Source organism: Pseudoalteromonas sp. 68 DY56-GL68, assembly GCF_041414825.1.
Taxonomy (GTDB): Bacteria; Pseudomonadota; Gammaproteobacteria; order Enterobacterales; family Alteromonadaceae; genus Pseudoalteromonas.
This window is the reverse complement of the sequence record NZ_JAOCZL010000024.1, coordinates 233129-252962: the sequence shown is the minus strand read 5'-3', so window position 1 is coordinate 252962 and position 19834 is coordinate 233129. Positions and strand designations below refer to the sequence as shown.

General features: G+C 40.4%; 18 protein-coding genes, 1 pseudogene and 1 riboswitch. Of the genes and pseudogenes, 6 read left to right on the top strand and 13 right to left on the bottom strand.

Annotated elements, in window-relative coordinates:
* Positions 1–31 precede the first annotated feature (31 nt).
* Positions 32–204: riboswitch (cobalamin riboswitch) on the bottom strand.
* A 174-nt stretch (positions 205–378) separates the two neighbouring features.
* On the bottom strand, positions 379–861 hold the full coding sequence (locus tag NYF15_RS20390; RefSeq protein ID WP_054551104.1) for a YajQ family cyclic di-GMP-binding protein: 483 nt from the start codon (positions 859–861) through the stop codon (positions 379–381).
* 154 nt (positions 862–1015) lie between these two features.
* On the opposite strand from NYF15_RS20390, the gene NYF15_RS20385 reads away from it, so the two are divergent.
* The gene (locus NYF15_RS20385) at positions 1016–1366 is read left to right on the top strand and encodes a VanZ family protein (RefSeq protein ID WP_130149507.1); all 351 of its coding nucleotides are present in this window, start codon (positions 1016–1018) and stop codon (positions 1364–1366) included.
* Positions 1359–2264: a ketopantoate reductase family protein gene (locus tag NYF15_RS20380; RefSeq protein ID WP_371354500.1), complete on the top strand. Its 906-nt coding sequence runs from the start codon at positions 1359–1361 to the stop codon at positions 2262–2264. Before NYF15_RS20385 ends, NYF15_RS20380 begins: the two co-directional genes overlap by 8 nt.
* Positions 2265–2378: 114 nt before the next feature.
* On the opposite strand, the gene thiI is transcribed toward NYF15_RS20380, so the two are convergent.
* Positions 2379–3836, bottom strand: coding sequence for a tRNA uracil 4-sulfurtransferase ThiI (gene thiI / locus NYF15_RS20375; RefSeq protein ID WP_130149505.1), 1458 nt, complete (start codon positions 3834–3836; stop codon positions 2379–2381).
* Between the two features lie 108 nt (positions 3837–3944).
* A complete protein-coding gene (locus tag NYF15_RS20370) occupies positions 3945–4598 on the bottom strand; it encodes a TetR/AcrR family transcriptional regulator (RefSeq protein WP_130149504.1) in 654 nt (217 codons plus the stop codon).
* A 227-nt stretch (positions 4599–4825) separates the two neighbouring features.
* On the opposite strand from NYF15_RS20370, the gene coaD reads away from it, so the two are divergent.
* Positions 4826–5308: a pantetheine-phosphate adenylyltransferase gene (coaD, locus tag NYF15_RS20365; RefSeq protein ID WP_062568751.1), complete on the top strand. Its 483-nt coding sequence runs from the start codon at positions 4826–4828 to the stop codon at positions 5306–5308.
* A complete protein-coding gene (locus tag NYF15_RS20360) occupies positions 5305–6681 on the top strand; it encodes a capsule assembly Wzi family protein (protein ID WP_371354499.1) in 1377 nt (458 codons plus the stop codon). The genes coaD and NYF15_RS20360 overlap by 4 nt, the downstream gene beginning before the upstream one ends.
* A gap of 14 nt (positions 6682–6695) precedes the next feature.
* Here the strand turns inward: NYF15_RS20360 and NYF15_RS20355 are convergent, their stop codons facing one another.
* From NYF15_RS20355 to argC, 9 genes and pseudogenes are all read right to left on the bottom strand, one after another.
* Entirely contained in the window at positions 6696–7235 is a 540-nt protein-coding gene (locus tag NYF15_RS20355; RefSeq protein WP_371354498.1) for a hypothetical protein, read from the bottom strand.
* 11 nt (positions 7236–7246) lie between these two features.
* Positions 7247–7792: a hypothetical protein gene (locus NYF15_RS20350; protein ID WP_371354497.1), complete on the bottom strand. Its 546-nt coding sequence runs from the start codon at positions 7790–7792 to the stop codon at positions 7247–7249.
* Between the two features lie 74 nt (positions 7793–7866).
* Positions 7867–8334, bottom strand: coding sequence for a hypothetical protein (locus tag NYF15_RS20345; protein ID WP_371354496.1), 468 nt, complete (start codon positions 8332–8334; stop codon positions 7867–7869).
* 84 nt (positions 8335–8418) lie between these two features.
* Positions 8419–8625, bottom strand: a complete 207-nt coding sequence (locus NYF15_RS20340; protein WP_371354495.1) for a hypothetical protein — start codon at positions 8623–8625, stop codon at positions 8419–8421.
* Between the two features lie 234 nt (positions 8626–8859).
* Positions 8860–10724: pseudogene (gene argH, locus NYF15_RS20335) on the bottom strand (argininosuccinate lyase).
* Between the two features lie 52 nt (positions 10725–10776).
* Positions 10777–11979: an argininosuccinate synthase gene (locus NYF15_RS20330; protein WP_062568744.1), complete on the bottom strand. Its 1203-nt coding sequence runs from the start codon at positions 11977–11979 to the stop codon at positions 10777–10779.
* A gap of 9 nt (positions 11980–11988) precedes the next feature.
* Positions 11989–12909 carry an ornithine carbamoyltransferase gene (locus tag NYF15_RS20325; RefSeq protein ID WP_371354494.1) on the bottom strand — a complete coding sequence of 307 codons (921 nt, stop codon included), beginning with the start codon at positions 12907–12909 and terminating at the stop codon, positions 11989–11991.
* 7 nt (positions 12910–12916) lie between these two features.
* Entirely contained in the window at positions 12917–13678 is a 762-nt protein-coding gene (argB, locus tag NYF15_RS20320) for an acetylglutamate kinase (RefSeq protein WP_237120079.1), read from the bottom strand.
* Positions 13678–14688, bottom strand: a complete 1011-nt coding sequence (argC, locus tag NYF15_RS20315; protein ID WP_130149497.1) for an N-acetyl-gamma-glutamyl-phosphate reductase — start codon at positions 14686–14688, stop codon at positions 13678–13680. The genes argB and argC overlap by 1 nt, the downstream gene beginning before the upstream one ends.
* A 221-nt stretch (positions 14689–14909) precedes the next feature.
* On the opposite strand from argC, the gene argE reads away from it, so the two are divergent.
* Positions 14910–16064: an acetylornithine deacetylase gene (gene argE / locus NYF15_RS20310; protein WP_371354493.1), complete on the top strand. Its 1155-nt coding sequence runs from the start codon at positions 14910–14912 to the stop codon at positions 16062–16064.
* Positions 16065–16100: 36 nt separating this feature from the next.
* On the opposite strand, the gene panP is transcribed toward argE, so the two are convergent.
* Positions 16101–17729: a pyridoxal-dependent aspartate 1-decarboxylase PanP gene (gene panP / locus NYF15_RS20305; protein ID WP_130149495.1), complete on the bottom strand. Its 1629-nt coding sequence runs from the start codon at positions 17727–17729 to the stop codon at positions 16101–16103.
* 247 nt (positions 17730–17976) lie between these two features.
* Here panP and NYF15_RS20300 point away from each other — a divergent pair, with 247 nt between their 5' ends.
* The gene (locus NYF15_RS20300; RefSeq protein ID WP_237119940.1) at positions 17977–19833 is read left to right on the top strand and encodes a GGDEF domain-containing protein; all 1857 of its coding nucleotides are present in this window, start codon (positions 17977–17979) and stop codon (positions 19831–19833) included.
* Position 19834 lies beyond the last annotated feature (1 nt).

The window sequence follows — 19834 nt, the reverse complement described above, 5'->3', positions numbered from 1 at the left end:
TATCCCCTAGCCTGTGCCCACCGCACACGCAAATAGTAAGTTACTCCAAGGCCGGTCTCCGGACTTTGCGTATGCAGGGCACACACATTACCGTTGCGGGGGCAGTGTTGGCATTGTTTTCTCCATGAAAACGCACCAGCTTCCCGATTATCTTGCTGCTACTTCAACCTTTGAAGTATAGGTACCTTAGAAGGTACAGCAAGCACCTTGAAAATAGGCCGCTATTGTGATGATTTTAGGGATAAAAGTCAATGGACGGCTATACTGCTAAAGGCTTTTTTATCAACAAAAAAGCCAAACAAATAGACCGCTTGGCTCTTTAGTGACATTTAATTCATTTTTCATGCACTAGATTACGTATATAGTGCAAACAGCGAATTAATCGCGGAAGTTCTTAAATTGGAATGGCTGACCTAAATCAGCAGTACGCACAACTTGCATCGCTTCTTGTAAATCGTCACGCTTTTTACCCGTAACACGTAATTCTTCACCTTGAATTGCTGCTTGCACTTTGATTTTTGAATCTTTGATTAACTTAACGATTTTCTTCGCTACGTCTTTCTCAATACCTTGCTTAAGTGCAACATCACGCATAACGTACTTACCACTGCGCGACTCATCTTTAAGCTCAAGGCTAGATACATCTAAACCACGCTTTGAAATTTTCGCAGCGAGAATATCAAAAAGCTGCATAACTTGTTGTGGTGCTTCAGCTTTTAGCTTGATTACTTTGTCACTTAATTCGATTGATGCATCAACACCACGAAAATCAAAACGCGTCTCAAGCTCACGCTTAGCGTTGTCTACTGCATTTTGCGCTTCGTTCATTTCTACTTCAGAAACAATATCAAATGAAGGCATGGGGTTCTCCTAACAAATTTTCAAAATTAATATGGCAAGGATTATAACGTCAATTTTATAAATCTTTACATATTTCTGCACGCCGTTCAGGTGCGATAATAATTATGTTTGATATACTGCGGGTTCATTTTTAAACGACTTTTAGGATTTTTTCGTGACAAGGCGCGTTTACCAAGTTCTTTTTTTAATAAGCATTATCGGCTTCACTTTCTTATTCGCCAAAGAAATTAAAGGCGTGGGTAGCCTTTTTCCACATATAGATAAAGTCGCACATTTTGGCATTTTCTTCGTGCTCGCAATGGTAATGGATAAAGCATTTAAACTCCCTCTTGTAGTTCAAATTCTGCTACTTGCAGGCTATGGTGCTGCTATTGAATTTATGCAAGATATGCTGCCTTACCGACAAGCTTCTGTTGGTGATTTTGTTGCTGACTTTATTGGTGCTGTAAGCTACTTTGTTATAAAGCTTGGTTTTCACTTAGGTAATAAGCAACGCAATGGCTAAGACTCTCATTGTTGGTGATGGCGCAATTGGCTTATTATTTAGCTATTTTTTATCCACGCAGCATGACATCACATTACTTACCCGAAAACCAACCCTGACCACCCGCTTCTATCAAACGAGTAATGGTAAATCACACCCTATTAAAGCTCGTCTTATTAATCATCAAGAGCTTGCAGGGTCTGCCCCCTTTGACTTGGTGGTGATCACTGTTAAAGCATTTCAGGTGCAAGCGGCTTTTAAGCAAATAACACCTTACCTTAGTAAAGAGTGCCAGATCGTTATCTCCCATAATGGTATGGGTAATGTCGATGAACTCAATGCTCAGCTGTTACCTACTCAGGGATTAGCGTTTTTAACAACGCGTTTAGCTGGGTTTAAAGTAACACCTTATAGTGTAAACCATACTGGAAACGGTGAAAGCGTGCTGGGTGCATGTAATATAGCGGCAAGTGAAAAGCTCAACGAACTTAAACACCTATTTAGCAGCCTACCGCACTTTTCTATAAGCGATGATATTCACGCATTGCGCTGGCAAAAACTGTTAGTGAATATTGCTATTAATCCATTAACAGCCATTCATAACGTTAAAAATGGTCAGTTACGTGCACCGCAATTTAGTACCCGTATCATTAATTTGCTCAGCGAAGCTTGCCTTGTGGCCAATAAACAAGGTATCAAAGTAAAGCTCAACGAGGCACTGGATCAGGCCTATTGTGTGATGACTGCAACCGCTGAAAACTTTTCATCTATGCAGCAAGACATCAGCCATAATAGAGAGTCTGAAATTGATGCTATTTGTGGTTATGTATGTGAGCAAGGTGCAAAGCTGGGTGTAAAAACCCCTCATAATCAAGCAATGCTCAGTTTGATAAAAACCAAAACAGCTGAGTTTTCATAAAAAGTAAGCACGCTTCAAGGGAAAAAGTAAACGGCGCGTAGGCATGAGCGCCAAATAAGTAATTCCACCAGCCATTAAAAAAGCGCGAACGTGTCGCGCTTTTATCAGTATCCTTTATGGGCGATACACTTTTACATTACTGTAGCCTTCTTCGTGCAGGATCAGCGCTTGCAGCTGGCTCATTACCCCTTTCGCACAATATAGGTAATATTCTTTATCTTTTGGTAAGTCGCCAAATTTAGTGGCTAAACGGAAGAAAGGTAAATGCACAACGTCAATACCTTCCAGCTCCAGTGGATTGGCATCTTCTTCCTCAGGTGAACGAATATCTACAACAACCGCCCCCTCTGGTAAGTCAGATACAGATTCGGCCTCTTTCACTTCTTCTTTTGCTTCGGTGTCGATATCACGGATATCCATCACACGCGCATTTTCAACTACCGTATTTAGCACGTCGAAATCAAACTTAGCTTCTTCGGCAAGAATCGTTTTGATTTTAGCTTTAACTGTTGGCTTTTTAGAGATCACACCACAGTATTCAGGCATGCTTTCTGCCATTTCAGCCGTACCAATTTGACGCGCAATATTAATAATATCTTGCTTGTCGTGTTGGATTAACGGACGAATGATTAAAGTTTCAGTCACACGGTCAATCACACTCAAATTCGCAAGTGTTTGACTTGAAACTTGACCAATACTTTCACCCGTTACAAGGGCTTGTACACCTAGTTTTTCTGCAACTTGGCTACCGGCACGCATCATCATACGTTTAAGAACCACACCCATTTGGCTGTTTTCTACGTTTTCAAGGATTTCAGCAACAACAGGTTCAAAATCAACAGTCACAAACTTAACTTTATGAGTAGAGCTGAACTGTTTCCAGATATAATAGCTTGCTTGCTTAACACCGATTTCGTGTGCAGCACCGCCTAAGTTAAAGAACAAGAAGTGAGTACGCGCGCCCTTACGAATCATTTGATAACTGGCAACACCAGAGTCAAAACCGCCCGACATAAGCGACAGTACATCTTCTTGTGTTGGTAGCGGGAAGCCCGCTATACCTAAGTGAGTTTGGGTAACGATATAGGCTTTATCATCACGTACTTCTAAACGTACTGTAACTTCAGGGTGAGATAATTTAACGCGCGCCCCTTCAACATGCTGGTTTAAACCACCACCTACGTAGCGCTCTACATCGCTCGATGTGAAGTCATGCTTACCTGAACGCTTACAACGCACGCAGAATGTTTTGCCTGCTATAGTGTGGCCAATTAGTTCAAGTGCTTTTTGGTAAATATCGTCGATTGAGTCGAAGTCTGTTTCTGTTACTTCAATAAACTGTACGATACCTGGAATGCGTTTTAAGCCATCAATAATATCTAAGCGAACTTGCTCAGAGTCTAGGAGGCTTACCACTGAGATATTGTCCCAGTTATTTCTAACCTGCACTTTTTCGTCAACGCGACGTAAAACGATCTTAATGTTATTTTCTAATAACTTGGTGAAACGCTTACGAACAGACTTACTCTTAATAGCGATTTCAGGATGTAATTTGACGATAAATTTAAGCATAGTTCACTCTTAGACAGTGGGATTCACACGGCCCGAGGCATACCAACCTCAAGGGCGCGCGATTATAACAAAAATTATAGCGTCTAGGAAATAAACTGCTTTGTAGGATTATTGTTCGCTTTGCTCAGTGTCAGCAAGTGCTAAGTACTTTGCTCTTAATTTGTTTACTTGTTCCAAATGTTGCTCTGTACAATGAGCTTTTAATAGCAATAGTACTTTTAAAATACCGTTATAAATATCTTCTCTGGCAAGCTCACCACTCAAGCGGCGGGCTTTAATGTAAGGTGTCCAAAAGCTCACTGTCATTTTAAGCATATGGGCAAGCTCTGTTACATCGGCGTCATCAATAGTAATAATGCCACCTGAACGTAATGCAAATAACACCTCTTTTACCTGCTCTAACAGCGCAGCTTGAAACTCAATATAGTCTTTTTTTAATACTTCATCACGGGATAAAATATCACCCAAATTATCGTAAAAAAATTGAAATCGCCACATCAGTTCAAACAAAGAATCTAAGTACCCTGCTAAGTTTTCAAGCGCATTGTCTTCAGGTTTTAGTGGTTTAAAGTGCGTATGGAGGTGTTCACTGTATAAAGCAAAAATGTGACGAATGATGTCTTCTTTATTTTTAAAGTGATAATACAGATTGCCTGGGCTAATACCCATGTGCGCAGCAATGTGATTGGTCGTAATAGCACGCTCTCCATGGAGATTAAATAGCTCAATGCTGGTATGTATGATTTTATCCTTTGTGCTCATATGCTGCTTACTCTATTTTTATATTTATTACGATCTGAAGTTCATTTTCAGCCAAGCAGTATAAACAAATGCGTGGCAATAAAATACTACCTTGAAAAATTCTAACTTCAATCGGCTTAGTACCTTATATAAAACCAAAAAATCTAATAGGATGCTCTTACTTCAAAGCTGCATACGAGTGAAAACACTGTTACTATAGCAAGCAAATTTTTAACTAGCTGATAGATATGAACGTTACTGCAATCTACCCAGGTACCTTTGACCCGCTAACGAATGGGCACACAGACCTCATCCATCGAGCAGCTAAAATGTTCGACAAAGTCATTGTGGCTATTGCTCATAACCCAAGTAAACAACCCTGTTTTACACTAGAAGAACGCGTAGAGTTAGCAAATACAATTTTAGCCCACCTTAAAAATGTAAGCGTGATCGGCTTTTCTGGTTTATTAGCTGACCTTGCCCGTGAGCATAAGGCTGAAGTACTCATTCGTGGTATTCGTGCTGTATCTGACTTCGACTATGAGTTTCAGCTAGCAAATATGAACCGACGCCTAAACCCTGATTTAGAAAGTGTGTTTTTAACACCCGCTGAAAAAAACTCGTTTATTTCCTCGACGCTCGTTAAAGAAGTTGCCCGTCATCATGGTGATGTGAGCGAATTTGTTAACCCTATTGTCGCCACCGCATTACAGGAAAAAATACACGGATGAAACTAAAAAAGTTCATTAGCTTAAGTGCTTTACTAATGATCTCTGCACCAAGCCTTGCTGAGCCATGGATAGAAAGCGATGACCCTTTGTTAAGGGCTTCTATAGAGATGCTCTTCAACCAAGGAATTATAAAACAACCTATCAATAGTTACCCGCTTATGTGGCAAGGTATTGCAGGTGATTTAGCAGCTATCGACCCTAACAATTTACAGGAACGTAGTTTTTTCGCGTATCAGCACGTTAAACACGCTCTTAATAATGCCAAACGAAAAAACAGTTCTGGGGTGCGCTTTAATTACAATAGTGAACCCGAGACACAACAAGGCTTTACGACACGCGATCAGCAAAAAAGTGGTATTAACAGCTATGGTTCAATAACCGGTAAGCGAGTAAGTGCCAAAGTAAGCGTGAACTATGCTGACGAGTCACTCGATGGAAAATACACAAATTATCATGGTAGTTATCTAGCCGTGTTAATGGGTAACTGGTCACTCAGTGCAGAGCAAGTAAGTCATTGGTGGGGCCCGAGTAACGACAACGCCTTGTTACTATCGAATAACGCTGCTCCGATGAAAGGCCTGCGCTTTTCACGTGCAAACAGTCAATATGTTGGCCCTAGTTGGTTATCATTTATTGGTAATTGGCAGTTAACAGGTATTTACGCTAAACAAAAACCATTTTTAAATAGCAGTGAAGAAGGCGATTATTGGGCTTTAAGGTTTGCAAGTACACCATTAAAAGGGCTTGAAATTGCAGTAAATACGGCAAGTTCTGATTATCTTACTGATGAATATATCGATTCAGTTACACTCGAAAGCCAAACATCGACCCATCGCCTAACAAGTATTGATGTTAAATACTCAACATCCATAGCACAGCAACCTGTTGCATTTTATGCAGATGTAATGGGGCGTAATGAAAGTGGCCTTGCACCGAGTGATCCTTTTTATACTGTGGGTATTGAAAGCTATTTTGGTTCAAATGACAGTTTACTGAAAACCTATTTTGAATACTCAAATACAGAGCAACAATGTAGCCTTACAGCTGATTGTGTATACGGCTCGGGTAGCTACACACAAAAACAAAGACTTATTGGCAGCTCTGTGCCTAAGCAAAGTAAATCGGCTGTGTTAGGTGCTTATTACCATACTCTAGATGGTTATGGAGGTCATGCAAAGCTACGTTGGATTGACAGTGAAGCGGAAGTTGAAGAAACACGTGCAGATATGACGCAGTTACAATTAGAACTTGGTTATCAACAATCTTTATTTAGTGGTCTTTGGAAAGTAACCGGACTTGTATCAAGGGATGAAATAGGCAATGACTCTGACACAAATACTGGCTTAAGAACAAGCTGGGAATTTCGTTTTTAAATCGCTATCACGGGTCAAGTAAGCTTTGCTTGACCCCGACCCCATCTATACAACTTTACAAACCCCAGAAAGTCTTTGTTACATAACAGCGCAATTATCATCATTATATCCATCGTATTAACTGTCACGGTGTACACATCCCAAAACCACCAATGACCAGTAAAGTGGGCATAGTTGGTGTCGTAATACATTGCCAGAAACAATAAAATATTCACCGAGAGTCCTGTAAAAATATATAACTTTGCAGGGACCTCATTTAGGCTTTTTTTGCGGGTAACAAACCAAATGAAAGACAACATAATTAAGTCTGACGCAGCCCAAATTAAATATGCACGTGTCGTATTGAGGATGTTATAGCCTAAAGTAACGTTAAGGAGTGGATCACTTACCATATAAGATAAAAACATTGCCAATGCTATCCAAATCACTGTTTTATCTCCACCCCCTACCGATGAAGACTTTTTTACCATGTTGTACAAAAAGGCCATCAAAAAGCCCCACATGATAAAAGTGGCGAGATACACACCTAAGTATTCTTGGAGATATTCAAGCATACAATAAACCTCTAGCAGAGTTTGGCTTTAATATGACTAACAAGTGCTCCAAGCTTTAAGAAATCTTTGTTAGTTAGTAATGCTACTAACATCATAATGTCCATTAAGTTAACAGTAACAGTGTAAAGGTCCCATAACCACCACCTTTCTTCATTTCCGTTAACACTAACATCAACATAAAGGCATAAAAATAAAAAGCTATTTGTTAATAATCCTACCGTAACATATAGCTTTGCTGGAAAATCACTAATTGAGCTATTTCTAGTGATTAACCAAATTATTGCTAGACAGGCTAAATCTAGACAAAACCACAACATAAATACTGAGGCATACCGTAAAGATTCAATTTCAAATGCTATTGTAATTAAAGGATCAGTGAGCAAATATGATAAAAATATTGTCAGAGAGATCCACATTAATGTTTTATCTCTGCATACTATTGATGACTTGCTTACCATGTTAAATAAAAAAGTCATCAAAAAGCCCCACATAATAAAAGTTGCTAAGTATGAACCAAATGTTTGCTGAAAATTTAATATTAAATTACTAAAGTTCATAAGTTAAATTGACTACAACCGTTATTATTAATTTTAGAGGAACTTGAAGACAAGCTTTATCTGTACTAGGAATTTTATCGGTAGCTAAGCTTATTTTTCTTTGTCTTTTTAGAAAAATATTTTCTGCACTTACCAATAAACAAGAAGTCTTTATTGGTGATCAAGGCAACAATCATCAGGAAATCAACAACATTCACACCAATTGAATAAAATGTCCAAAACCACCAAACTTCCCGATTCCAGAGGACAATCAGATCAATGTGTATCAATCCATAGAGGATGCTATTTATAACTAAACCAGCATAAATATATTTTGCAGCTACAGATGTGTGTTTTAAGAAGTAATGTGAAAAGAGAATAAGTATGAGTGTGACTACGTCGTAAATAAACCACTCTATATACAAGTTAGTGTTGGAGTTTTCTAGGTTAATAAAGTGGTTACTACTAAAATAAGATACAGCCATAAAAAAGGAAGTAACTACTAATGATTTGTTTCGGTTAAGCTCGCTTACATAAAAAAACAAATTAAGTAAGAACGCCATTAGCATTCCTAAAACTATAATTGTGTCGAAATGTAAACCGAGCGAGCTTAAATCAAAATACATCTAACTTACTATTTCCAAAATTTATGTCTCTTTCTTATCAGGGAAAACAAGACCACCACCACCACGTTGTAGTTCATTGCTGCCAGATAAAGACAGTGCTTGACTAGATAAAGTTACTGTATCAGATTGTAAGGTTTTATTACTAGTAGTTTGTTCTAATGCAGGCTTAGTTTGCTGCATTTGGTTATAAGCTTGCATCTGCAGCTGACTATTATTTGAAATTTGCATGATTTAAATCCTTTAAGTTTAAATTGTAGTTAACGTGTGACGAATCACAAACGTACTCAGCGCTCTCGTTTTATTGACGCTTTTTGTACATTTTTGCAGCATTTCTGCTACATATCAAACTAAGCAACTAACGATCCAACTTTTCGCTTAAACAGATCTTTTTGATCAACTCAGTAAACTTCAGGCATAAAAAAACGCACAGGGGTAACCGTACGTTTTTACTATCCAGGGAAATTAAGCTACGTTTTTACACGGGATCACCGCATTATCACGAGGCCTTAAAATAAATTCCATTGCGACTTCATCGCAATTGTCTTTGCGAAGGCAAAGCTCACAATCTTTCATGACTTTTTCCGGTAAGCTATCTTTACTGCAACAGCTGAAGCCTTGTTTTTTAAAAAAATCTGGCACGCGCGTTAATACAATGACACGGCTAAGCGCCAACTTTTTGGCTTTAACTAATAAGTGCTCAACTAATTGCCTGCCTTGGCCTTTGATACTCATCTTTGGATCAATCCCTAAAGATCGGATCTCTGCAAGTCCTGTATCGTAAATATACAATGAGGCGCAGCCTGCAACCTTGTCTGCAACCTCCGTGACTGCAAATTCATTGATTGAATGAATCATGTCACTTTTAGCGCGAGGTAAGTTCTCACCATTCATTGCCCAGTATTGAATTAGCTGAGCAATGCTCTCAACGTCATTTAAATTTGCATCACGTACTTTTATTTGCCGTTTTTTTTTGCATATTTAATTGCACTAGAGACTTGCTCAACAGAGGTACCACCTAATGCCTGACGTGCTTTTATACATGCGTCTATTTCTAATACAGGATAGACATCTGACTCGAAAATGCTATGCACAGATTTAAATTGTTCTAAACTTAAATCTTCTAAGTTATTACCTTTAGAAATAGCCATTTTCACTAAGGTACCAACAATATGGTGCCCTTCTCTAAAGGGGATACCTTTAGCCACTAAATAGTCAGCAAGCTCAGTCGCATTTGAGTGACCACCTTTTGCAGCAGCAAGGGTTTTATCTGCATTAACTTTAATACCTTTGATGCACGCTTGCGCCATATGAATACACGCAAGCCACGTTGGCATCGCATCAAATAAGCCTTCTTTGTCCTCTTGCATATCTTTATTGTAAGCAAGCGGCAGTGCTTTAAGTGTCATCATCATGGCGCTAAATGCACCAAATACACGCCCCGTTTTACCACGGATTAACTCAAGTGCATCTGGGTTTTTCTTTTGCGGCATTAATGATGAGCCTGATGTTACCCCATCAGACAGCTCTATAAAGCCTGCTTCGCCTGAGTTATAAAAAATCAGATCTTCGGCCATACGCGACAAATGAATCATTGAAATTGACGCGCAGCTTAATAGCTCAACCACAAAGTCACGGTCAGATACAGCATCTAAACTATTACGTGTTGCTGCGGTAAAGCCTAACCCTTCGGCAAGAGTTTGCCTATCTATTGGGTACGCAGTACCCGCTAAAGCACCGCTACCGAGTGGGCAATAATTCATACGATTTTTGGCATCGGTTAAACGGCTTTCATCACGCTCAAGCATTTCAACATAGGCCATACACCAATGACTAAATAACACGGGTTGTGCACGCTGTAAGTGTGTGTAACCCGGTAAAATAGTACCAAGTTCACGCTCAGCTAAGGCAATAAACTCACCTTTGAGCTCTGCAATTGCTTCAAGAATATGCTCGGCAGTATCACGACACCATAAACGGAAATCTGTCGCTACTTGGTCATTACGACTACGACCCGTATGAAGCTTTTTAGCAAGCTCGCCCACTTTATCAATCAGTGCTGACTCAACATAAGAATGAATATCTTCATGCCCTGCTCCAGCCACTGCTTGTGGATTTGCTTTTACTTCATCTAACAGCTTATTCAGTGCTGCAACGAGGTCATCATACTCTTGCTGATTTAACACATTAACCTGCTTAAGCGCTCCCGCCCAAGCAACCGAACCAATAATGTCTTGCTCTGCAAGTTGATAATCAAAAGGAAGAGAATCGTTAAATTGCTTAAACGCTTCATCTGGCCCCGTAGAAAAACGTCCGCCCCATAATGCCATTGAACTGCCTCCAAACTCGGCGATTGCCCCGCTTTGCAGGGCAATAATTAAATTACTTTTTCGTTAGTGCTGAGATTCTGCTAGATAGCGAGAATAAACGAATGAAGCCTTCTGCATGTGATTGGTCATATACATCATCTTCGCCGAAGGTTGCGAAATCTTCACTGTATAAGCTATTCGGTGATTTTTTCTGTACCGCAGTGACTTGGCCTTTATAAAGCTTAAGCACCACTTCACCGGTTGCGAGTTTAGACAGAGATTCAGCTCCTGCTAGAATCGAATCTTTCAATGGTGTAAACCAACGACCGTCATAGACAAGGTGTGAAAACTCACCACCCAGTACTTCTTTCCATTTACGGCTTGATTTATCGAGCACGAGTTCATCAACCGCTTGTAATGCGGCCATGATCACTGTGCCCCCTGGTGTTTCGTAACAACCACGCGACTTCATACCAACTAAACGGTTTTCGACGATATCAACACGACCCACACCGTGTGGCGCAGCAATGTCATTTAATTTAACTAAACAGTCATAAGGTTTAAGCGTCTCACCATTTACCGCAACCACTTCACCTTCAACAACATTTAATGTCACGTATTCAGGTTCGTTTGGTGCTTGCTCTGGCGAGTTAGTCCAGGTCCACACTTGCTCACTTGGTTGGCACCATGGATCTTCAAGCTCACCACCTTCGTGAGAAATGTGCCACGCGTTAGCATCACGGCTATAAATTTTTGTAGCAGACGCTGAACACGGAATATTACGCTCAGCCAAGTAATCAAGTAGTGATTCACGGCTTGATAAATCCCACTCACGCCACGGTGCGATTACTTTTAGATCTGGTGCAAGGGCTGCGAAACATGACTCAAAACGCACCTGATCGTTACCTTTACCAGTACAACCATGCGAAAGTGCATCAGCACCTACTTTACGGGCAATCTCTACTTGGGCTTTTGCAATAATTGGGCGCGCCATAGACGTACCGAGTAAATAAGTGCCTTCGTAAATAGAACCCGTTTTTAAGGTTGGGTAAATATAGTCACTGACCATTTCGTCTTTTAAGTCAACCACATAACATTCAGATGCGCCTGAAGCGATTGCTTTTTCTTCTACGCCTTCAAGCTCTTCAGCGCCTTGACCTACATCAGCAACGAATGCGATAACTTCACAGCCGTAGTTTTCTTTTAACCACGGCACGATTGCCGATGTATCTAGACCACCAGAATAGGCTAATACGACTTTTTTGATTGAACTCATTGGTGTTCCTTAAACAAAATTTGGATTTAATAATGTGACAAGCAGTGCGTTTTGCGCGTGCATACGGTTCTCTGCTTGTTGAATAATTTTTGATGCTGGGCCATCCATTACCTCAGAGGTAATTTCAAACTCACGATGAGCCGGCTGGCAATGCAACACAGTTTGCGCGCCAGTTTGCTCAAGTAGTGCTTGATTTAACTGATACGGCATATATTTAGCTTTCACCTGCTCAAGCGGTGTTTTATCGCCCATCGATACCCACGTATCAGCATAGACTGCATTTGCACCCACTGCCGCTTCAATTCTGTCGCTAACCATGACAGACGCACCATTCATCGCTGCAATTTGCTCTGCTTGCTTAAGAATTTGCGAATCTGGCGAGCTGCCTTTCGGGCACACAGCGACAAAATCAGTCCCTAAAGTAGCTGCTAATAGCATTAGAGAGTGTGTGACATTGTTACCTTCACCTAAGTATGCAAGCTTTAGTTTGCTGACATCACCATCCACCTCTTGCAGCGTTAAAAAGTCAGCGAGTGCTTGGCATGGGTGGTATAAATCGCACAGACTATTCACCACAGGGACTGACGAAAACTCAGCAAGGGTGGTTAATGTTTTATGTGCAAATACGCGAGCAACAATACCATCAGCCCAAGTTGAAATATTTAAAGCAAAATCTTTTACTGACTCACGCGCACCCATTGCGCCATTTTGTGAATCTAAATAAACAGCATGACCACCCAATTTATTAATACCAATATCAAATGATAAACGGGTACGTAAGCTTGGTTTTTCGAATAAGGTAACCACTGATTTACCCGCTAAAGCTTGGCTAAAATCGACTGGGTTTGCTTTAATTTTTTGCGCTAAATCGAGTAATTTAAGCGCGCCTTTTTGGTCTAACTCAAGACCAGATAAAAAGTTAGTTAACATGTAATACCTATGGTGTAATTTTCGTTCCTACGTGCTCGCCTTGTAATAAAGCGACTAAGTTTTCTGGTTTTAGCCAGCTTGAGATATACACACCACGTCGTAAATGTTGGGCAGCAAGAAGGCTGGTCTTAACTTTGACCTCCATCCCGCCCTGAATAACTCCTTCAAGAATTAATGCATCTATTTGCTGCGTATTAAGTTGATGTAGGGGTTGTTTGTTTGCATCAAGCACCGCTTCTACATCAGTCATAAAAATAAGTTCAGCATCAAGTTCTTTTGCAATCGCTGCTGCTGCTTCATCGGCATTAACGTTGTACCAAAGTCCATCTTCACCAAAGCCAATAGAGCTCACTAAGGGTAAGCGGCCTTGCGCAATTAAACTTGGTAAAATACTGTCGGTGCTATCAGCGCATTGTCCAACTTGGCCAAGTGCTTTTAATTTTTGCTTAACCACAACGCCCGCTTCATAGAGACTCATCCCCACAGGCTTGTGCCCTGAAACAATTGCTTGGCTCATTAGCTGTTTATTCGCACAGCCTGCCAGTGCCCCAACAATATAAGGCATTTGTTCTTTTGGACTGATACGTAAACCTTGGTGCTTCGCACTAGCAAACCCAGCGTCTTTAAGCCATGCATCAACTAATGCACCACCACCATGAACAATCACAAAGTTGGCCTGTTGCTGTGATACAAGAACGTCAAATAAAGCTTTTGCGGCATCGGCTGTATTTAATACTGCACCGCCTATTTTAATTACCCATGTTTTCATCATAACGCTCCTACTAATCCGGTATGATGAGGAAGTCCCATCGCTAAATTAATACATTGCAATGCTTGCCCTGCGGCCCCTTTTAATAAGTTATCAATGGCCGACATAACAATCAGTTGCTCACCTTTTTGTTGCCATGCAATATCAACAAATGGTTGTTTAGCCACGCCTTTGATGCTTGGAATTTTATTTCCGAGTAAACGAATTAAGGGCTCATTCGCTAGCACTTGATATGCCGCACTCACTTGCTCTGCTGTCACACCAGGCTTTAATTGCACATAAATAGTTTCTAAAATTCCGCGAGGAAAATTACCTAAATGCGGGGTAAATAACACAGGGTGACCAAGGTGCTGCTCAATTTCAGGCGTGTGTCTGTGGTTAAATAAGCCATAAGGGGCAAGTGACACTTCACAAAAATGCGTATTCACACTGGCCTTTCTACCCGCACCGGTTACGCCAGAGACAGCATTAACAATGATGGTTTGCTCAGCTAATAAACCTGCTTCTTTAAGTGGCTTTAAAGAATTAAGTGCAGCTGTTGGATAACAACCTGCTACAGCAACAAGGTTTGCTTTACTAATCGCATCACTATTCCATTCAGCTAAACCATAAGCTGCTTGCTCTAAAAGCTCAGGATGTTCATGCGCGAAACCATAATAAGTTAGGTAATCCTCATTCCCAGCTAAACGGAAGCCGCCCGATAAATCGAAAACTTTTTTGCCCATGGCTAAAAATTGTGGCGCAAGATCAACACTCACTTTGTGATCAGTACATAGACACACATAATCAGCAGTGTTATTTATTTCCTGAAAAGCCTCAGCTGTTAGCGGTTGCAGCGGATACGCTAACAAGCCTAAGTGCTCGGGGTATAAATCGCTTAATAATTTATTTTTATCTAAGCTTCCTTCAGACACATAACACGCTTGTAGAGTCAGTTTCGGATGCTTTGCAACTAAACTTGCTAGCTCTGCGCCGCTATAACCACTTGCGCCAATAATCACTACTTTCATTGCTTACTTTTACCTATTAAATCTATTTATCGATACGCCTAAAATTACTCGCCTAATTGCGAATAAAAACACTGTCTAAAGTAATGAAATCAGGTTATCGTCGTTTTGTGTTCATAGTGCCGCTTTAAAATATATTTATGCTTAAAAAGTGAATTGATATTCATAATAAATACTTTTATATTGTTATGCAATTAGATTGAATAATTATTTTTGGATTTTTTATGTCATTTCCCTCTTTTTTATCTATGTATCAGCAGCTAATTGCTGCCCCCTCAATCAGTTCGATTGAAGACTCTCTGTGCATGAGCAATAAAGAGGTGATCACCTTGCTCGCTACTTGGTGCGAAAGCCTTGGTTTTACATGTGAAGTAACAGAGCTCGAAAACGGTAAAGGCCGTTATAACTTATTAGCGAAACGTGGTGAGGGAGATGGCGGTTTAATGCTTGCGGGTCATACCGACACGGTGCCTTTTGATGATAGCCGCTGGAACTATAACCCCTTTCAACTCAGTGAGCATGACAACAAACTTTATGGCTTAGGCAGTATTGATATGAAAGGCTTTTTTGCCTTTGTGTTGCAAGCAATCAGTGAACTCGATGAATCCAAACAAACAGAGCCATTATTAATTCTTGCCACCGCTGATGAAGAAACCACGATGGCAGGTGCGCAACAAATTTGTCGTCATCCTAATTTAAAACCGGCACGCTGTATTATAGGTGAGCCAACAGATATGACCCCAGTGTTCACTCACAAAGGCCACATGAGCACTGCGATTCGTGTGATTGGTCGCTCAGGTCATAGCTCAGATCCAGAACGTGGTTTAAACGCCATTGAAGTAATGCATAAAATGATTGCAAAATTGTTAATCATTAAAGAAGAATTAAAGAATAAATATTCAATTGAACATTTTCAAATCCCGTACCCGACTTTAAACCTTGGCCATATTCATGGTGGCGATAATGCAAACCGTATTTGCGGCTGCTGTGAAATGCACATAGATATGCGACCTTTACCAGGTTTAAGTGTGCAAGAACTGCAAGCGATTTTGCTAACTGCTGCTGAAGAAATTAATGCCCACTACCCTAATGCGGTGAGTGTTATTGACTTACACGAGCCTATTCCAGCATTTAGTGGCAGTACAGATACTGCGCTTGTTAAACTTGCCGAACAAGTATCAGGTCAACCTGCCGTTGCAGTAAATTACTGCACTGAAGCACCGTTTATTCAACAGCTTGGCTGTGAAACAATTGTCATGGGGCCAGGCTCAATAAATCAAGCCCACCAGCCCGATGAGTTTTTAGCGATGGAAAAAATCAAACCTTCACAAGAAATCATCAGCAAAATGATTAAAGCAAGTTGCTTTCGTAATGAGTAAAAAGGGAGCTTGATGCTCCCTTTTCTAATTCACTCACTAATCCATATATTTACTTAAGTACTTTTTAAAAACAGGATCGGTTTTAGCTAGGGCTTTTTGCTCCGCTAAAATATCTTTGAGAATTGTTTTAGAGGTTAATGGATTAGCTAATACAACCCTAAACACAACCGTTGGTTGATGGTCATATTTTGCAGGTGTTAAACGTGTACGCGATACAAAAGAACGTCCTGCTTCACGCTGACGTTTTTGCATACTTGCGGTAAAACGATTCAACGAAGCGTAAATATCTAATTTAGTTTCTTCGTCAGCATCTTTAAGCTTAGCTTGGATTTCTTTTGGTACGTAGCGATAGGTTAATAGGCAAAGCTCAGGCTCTGAGATTAATTCAAAATCTTCATCCTGCTTAATCATGTCGGCGAAAGTACGAGCTTTGACAATACTACGGTCAATCAACATTTCGTAGCCTTTACGGCCAATAACACGTAAGCAAGCATGCACTAACATTGCCATACCTGGGCGACTGCCCTCTAAAGTATGACTGCCTAAATCTTTAGAGCCTTTACGAAGAATATATTCCGCATGGTGCTCTATTGCATCTGTGGCAGCAGGGTCTTTAAATAACACAAGGCCTGCGCCCATTGGCACATACATTTGCTTATGGGCATCAATGGTGATTGAATCAGCGCGTTCGATGCCACTTAATAAATGACGGTAATTTTTAGATAATAAAGTTGCCCCGCCCCATGCCGCATCAACGTGAAAATGACAGCCAAGCTCTTCGCTTAAATCGGCCATTTCGTTAAGTGGGTCTATACTGCCGGTTTCAGTCGTTCCAGCAACCCCAACTAGCGCCATAACTTTAATGCCAGATGCTTCAAGTTCATGGGCTTTTTCACGCATGGCTTGAACATCAACCTTGTTGTTTTCACCTGTTTTAATAGCAACAATGTTATCGCGCCCAATGCCAAGTAAATCAACCGTTTTACCAAGCGAATAGTGGCCTCGCTCTGAAACGAGTACAGCAAGTCCTTTGTAGCCATAGTGCAGCATGCCAGCAATTAAACCTTGTGCTGCAATGCCTTTATAGTCGCCATCGGCTTTTAATAAACGGTTGCGGGCTATCCATAAGGCGGTAATATTGGCAACGGTTCCCCCAGAACAAAACGCCCCTAGAGATGTTTTTGCGCTATGCATCCACTTATTATAAAACGCATCCTCTTCACCATACGCTAAATGGTGCATCATCCCTAAAACTTGTCGTTCTAATGGCGTAAATGCTTTTGACGTTTCTATCTTTACTAGGTTTTGGTTTAGACCCACCATCAATTTTGATAGCGGTAACACAAAATGTGGCAAAGCGGATGTCATGTGACCAATAAAGCTTGGTGCAGCTGTGTGAACTGAGTGTGCAACTAACTGCTCCATAATGTCTTGCGCGTAGTCAGAGACAAAAGTGGGCTCTTCTGGGATATTTGCCGACTGAAAATCTTTTTCTATCTCATGCAATGGCTTTTCAATTGCCGCAATATTCTCATTTAAGAATCCTGCAAGATTGCTTGAAATCTCTGATTCTATTCTACTCAACGTTGAGTCCGGTGCTTCAGGCACCGTAAAAATACGAATCAAACTTTCTTTAGAGGCGACGGCACAACGCTTTTGATCCATCTTAATACCCATTATAAGCAGCTAAAATGAACCCAATGCAGGAACATCAAGGTCTGAGTTTTAGCGGCACTGTTGCTACGAAATTGGCTAACTTTACTGGAATATCACAAAAATGTCTCGTTTAAAGCTAAAAAGCCACAGATTCGATGACAAAAAAATGATGTATCAATGAAATTTGCGCTAATTTTCTACTATCAGCCAGTTGTTTTTTAAGTATAATCATTACACCACTGATAAAGGAATAATTATGTCCAAAGGAATGCAAAAGACCGGTTGGCTGCTTTATGGATTTGCCACTTTTTTTATCAGCTTATTTGGTTACATCTACTACACCTATGAAACCGCTCGTAGTGAAATAATGGCTGGTATTGATTCAAAGCTTCTCAATGCGGCTGTAAGTGTTAACCATATTTTAGGCAAGGATTATCACAATCAAGTCAACGCCGGCATACCGATTTCTTCGGCTGTTTATAAGCAAAAAATGAGAGCGCTCTCAGAATACGCCAAGCAAATGGACTTAGCGTATGTTTATTCTATGGTACTACGTGACGATACCGTTTTTTTTAGCGCATCGAGTTATACCCAAAAAGATCAAAACGGCGGCCGCATCACGCAGTTTATGGATCCCTACACCGAAGCAACCAAGATAAATAAAGACGCTTTTTTTTCTACAGAGCCTGTATTCGAAGTTTCAAAAGATCAATGGGGGCACTTTAAAAGTATTTTTGTTACTTTCATCGATGAAAATGGCCATACTTATCTTACTGGCGCCGACATTACAATTACTGATCTAAACCAACAGTTACAACAAAGCGTAACACGCGCGACTATCACTGGGTGCTTCTTCTTTTTTATTGCAGCCTTAATTGCAGGGCTTTATTTTTTACAACTTAAGCGTTCTCTTTCTACGGATGCCCGTACAGGCTTTGCTAATCACGTAGCGCTGGAATATTACATTAAAAAAAGCACCAAACACCGTATGGAGCTTGCAGTTGTTACGATTAATGAAGTCGAGGATATTAGTAGCTTTTATGGTACAGAAGTAAGCGACAAGGTAATGGCCAGTTTATTGAGCTATTTTCAATCTCGCCTACCCAACGAAGCGCTGGTATTTCGTCTTGCTACCAATAAAATAGCGCTGTTACATACACGCGGTGCAGAGCAAGATTTTGATGACACTATTAACGCCTTTAATCAATCAATCCCTGTACTTAACGAGCCGTTTATTTATGTTAGTTTGCATGCAGGCATTGCCTCAGGTAATAAGCTAATGCTGATTGAAAACGCACATATTGCTCTTCAACAAGCAAAATTAAACAATCAACGTATTATTCGTTACGAGAATGTCTTTAAACAAGTAGAAGAACAGTTTAGGTACAATGTAAAGCTGGCTAAAAAAGTAAAAGAAGCGTTTGATAACAATCGTATCGTCCCCTATTTCCAACCCATTTATGATACGCAAACACAACAGGTGACTCATTACGAAAGCTTAGCAAGAATGGCATCAGCACAAGGGCGCATCTATACACCAGATTACTTTCTAACTGTTTTGAAACGCTCTCGAATGGACGGATTACTAACACGTACCATGTTTACTCGCTGTATTGAGCAATTTCGAAAAACTTCAATTAGCTGGAGCATTAATATTACAGCGCAAGATATTCTGGATCCCAGCTTAAGTGAGTTTTTAGAACAGCAGTTAAGACGCTACCCACAACCCAACAATATTATTTTTGAGTTTCATGAAACAGAAGCAATTGCCTACTTTAGTGAAGTAAAGGCATTTATTAGCTTACTTAAAAATAAAGGTGCGCAGGTTATGATTAACGAATTTGGGGCAGGATATTCAAACCTCTCAAATATCTTAAAGCTTGAAGTTGATGGCCTAAAGCTAGACCGTGGCTTAGTTAGCCAAGCACACACCAATGATGACAGCTATATGTTTATTGAACATTTAGTGAAGTACGCCAAACAACTTAACCTTGATGTCGTTGCCGAACAAGTCGAGAGCGAGCAAGTGGCTGAAGCACTTTCCAAAGCAGGTATTACACTAATGCAAGGAAACCACTTCGCGCCACCCACGCCTTATGTGCCTCAGTCATAAT

Bases quoted from the DNA above. Each gene is read 5' to 3' on its own strand.
- argE (WP_371354493.1), top strand. From the start codon at position 14,910: ATGTCATTTCCCTCTTTTTTATCTATGTATCAGCAGCTAATTGCTGCC.
- argC (WP_130149497.1), bottom strand. From the start codon at position 14,688: ATGAAAGTAGTGATTATTGGCGCAAGTGGTTATAGCGGCGCAGAGCTA.
- NYF15_RS20390 (WP_054551104.1), bottom strand. From the start codon at position 861: ATGCCTTCATTTGATATTGTTTCTGAAGTAGAAATGAACGAAGCGCAA.
- thiI (WP_130149505.1), bottom strand. From the start codon at position 3,836: ATGCTTAAATTTATCGTCAAATTACATCCTGAAATCGCTATTAAGAGT.
- NYF15_RS20340 (WP_371354495.1), bottom strand. From the start codon at position 8,625: ATGCAAATTTCAAATAATAGTCAGCTGCAGATGCAAGCTTATAACCAA.
- NYF15_RS20360 (WP_371354499.1), top strand. From the start codon at position 5,305: ATGAAACTAAAAAAGTTCATTAGCTTAAGTGCTTTACTAATGATCTCT.
- NYF15_RS20330 (WP_062568744.1), bottom strand. From the start codon at position 11,979: ATGAGTTCAATCAAAAAAGTCGTATTAGCCTATTCTGGTGGTCTAGAT.
- NYF15_RS20345 (WP_371354496.1), bottom strand. From the start codon at position 8,334: ATGGCGTTCTTACTTAATTTGTTTTTTTATGTAAGCGAGCTTAACCGA.
- NYF15_RS20325 (WP_371354494.1), bottom strand. From the start codon at position 12,909: ATGTTAACTAACTTTTTATCTGGTCTTGAGTTAGACCAAAAAGGCGCG.
- panP (WP_130149495.1), bottom strand. From the start codon at position 17,729: ATGGATCAAAAGCGTTGTGCCGTCGCCTCTAAAGAAAGTTTGATTCGT.
- NYF15_RS20300 (WP_237119940.1), top strand. From the start codon at position 17,977: ATGTCCAAAGGAATGCAAAAGACCGGTTGGCTGCTTTATGGATTTGCC.
- coaD (WP_062568751.1), top strand. From the start codon at position 4,826: ATGAACGTTACTGCAATCTACCCAGGTACCTTTGACCCGCTAACGAAT.
- NYF15_RS20350 (WP_371354497.1), bottom strand. From the start codon at position 7,792: ATGAACTTTAGTAATTTAATATTAAATTTTCAGCAAACATTTGGTTCA.
- NYF15_RS20370 (WP_130149504.1), bottom strand. From the start codon at position 4,598: ATGAGCACAAAGGATAAAATCATACATACCAGCATTGAGCTATTTAAT.
- NYF15_RS20380 (WP_371354500.1), top strand. From the start codon at position 1,359: ATGGCTAAGACTCTCATTGTTGGTGATGGCGCAATTGGCTTATTATTT.
- NYF15_RS20355 (WP_371354498.1), bottom strand. From the start codon at position 7,235: ATGCTTGAATATCTCCAAGAATACTTAGGTGTGTATCTCGCCACTTTT.
- argB (WP_237120079.1), bottom strand. From the start codon at position 13,678: ATGAAAACATGGGTAATTAAAATAGGCGGTGCAGTATTAAATACAGCC.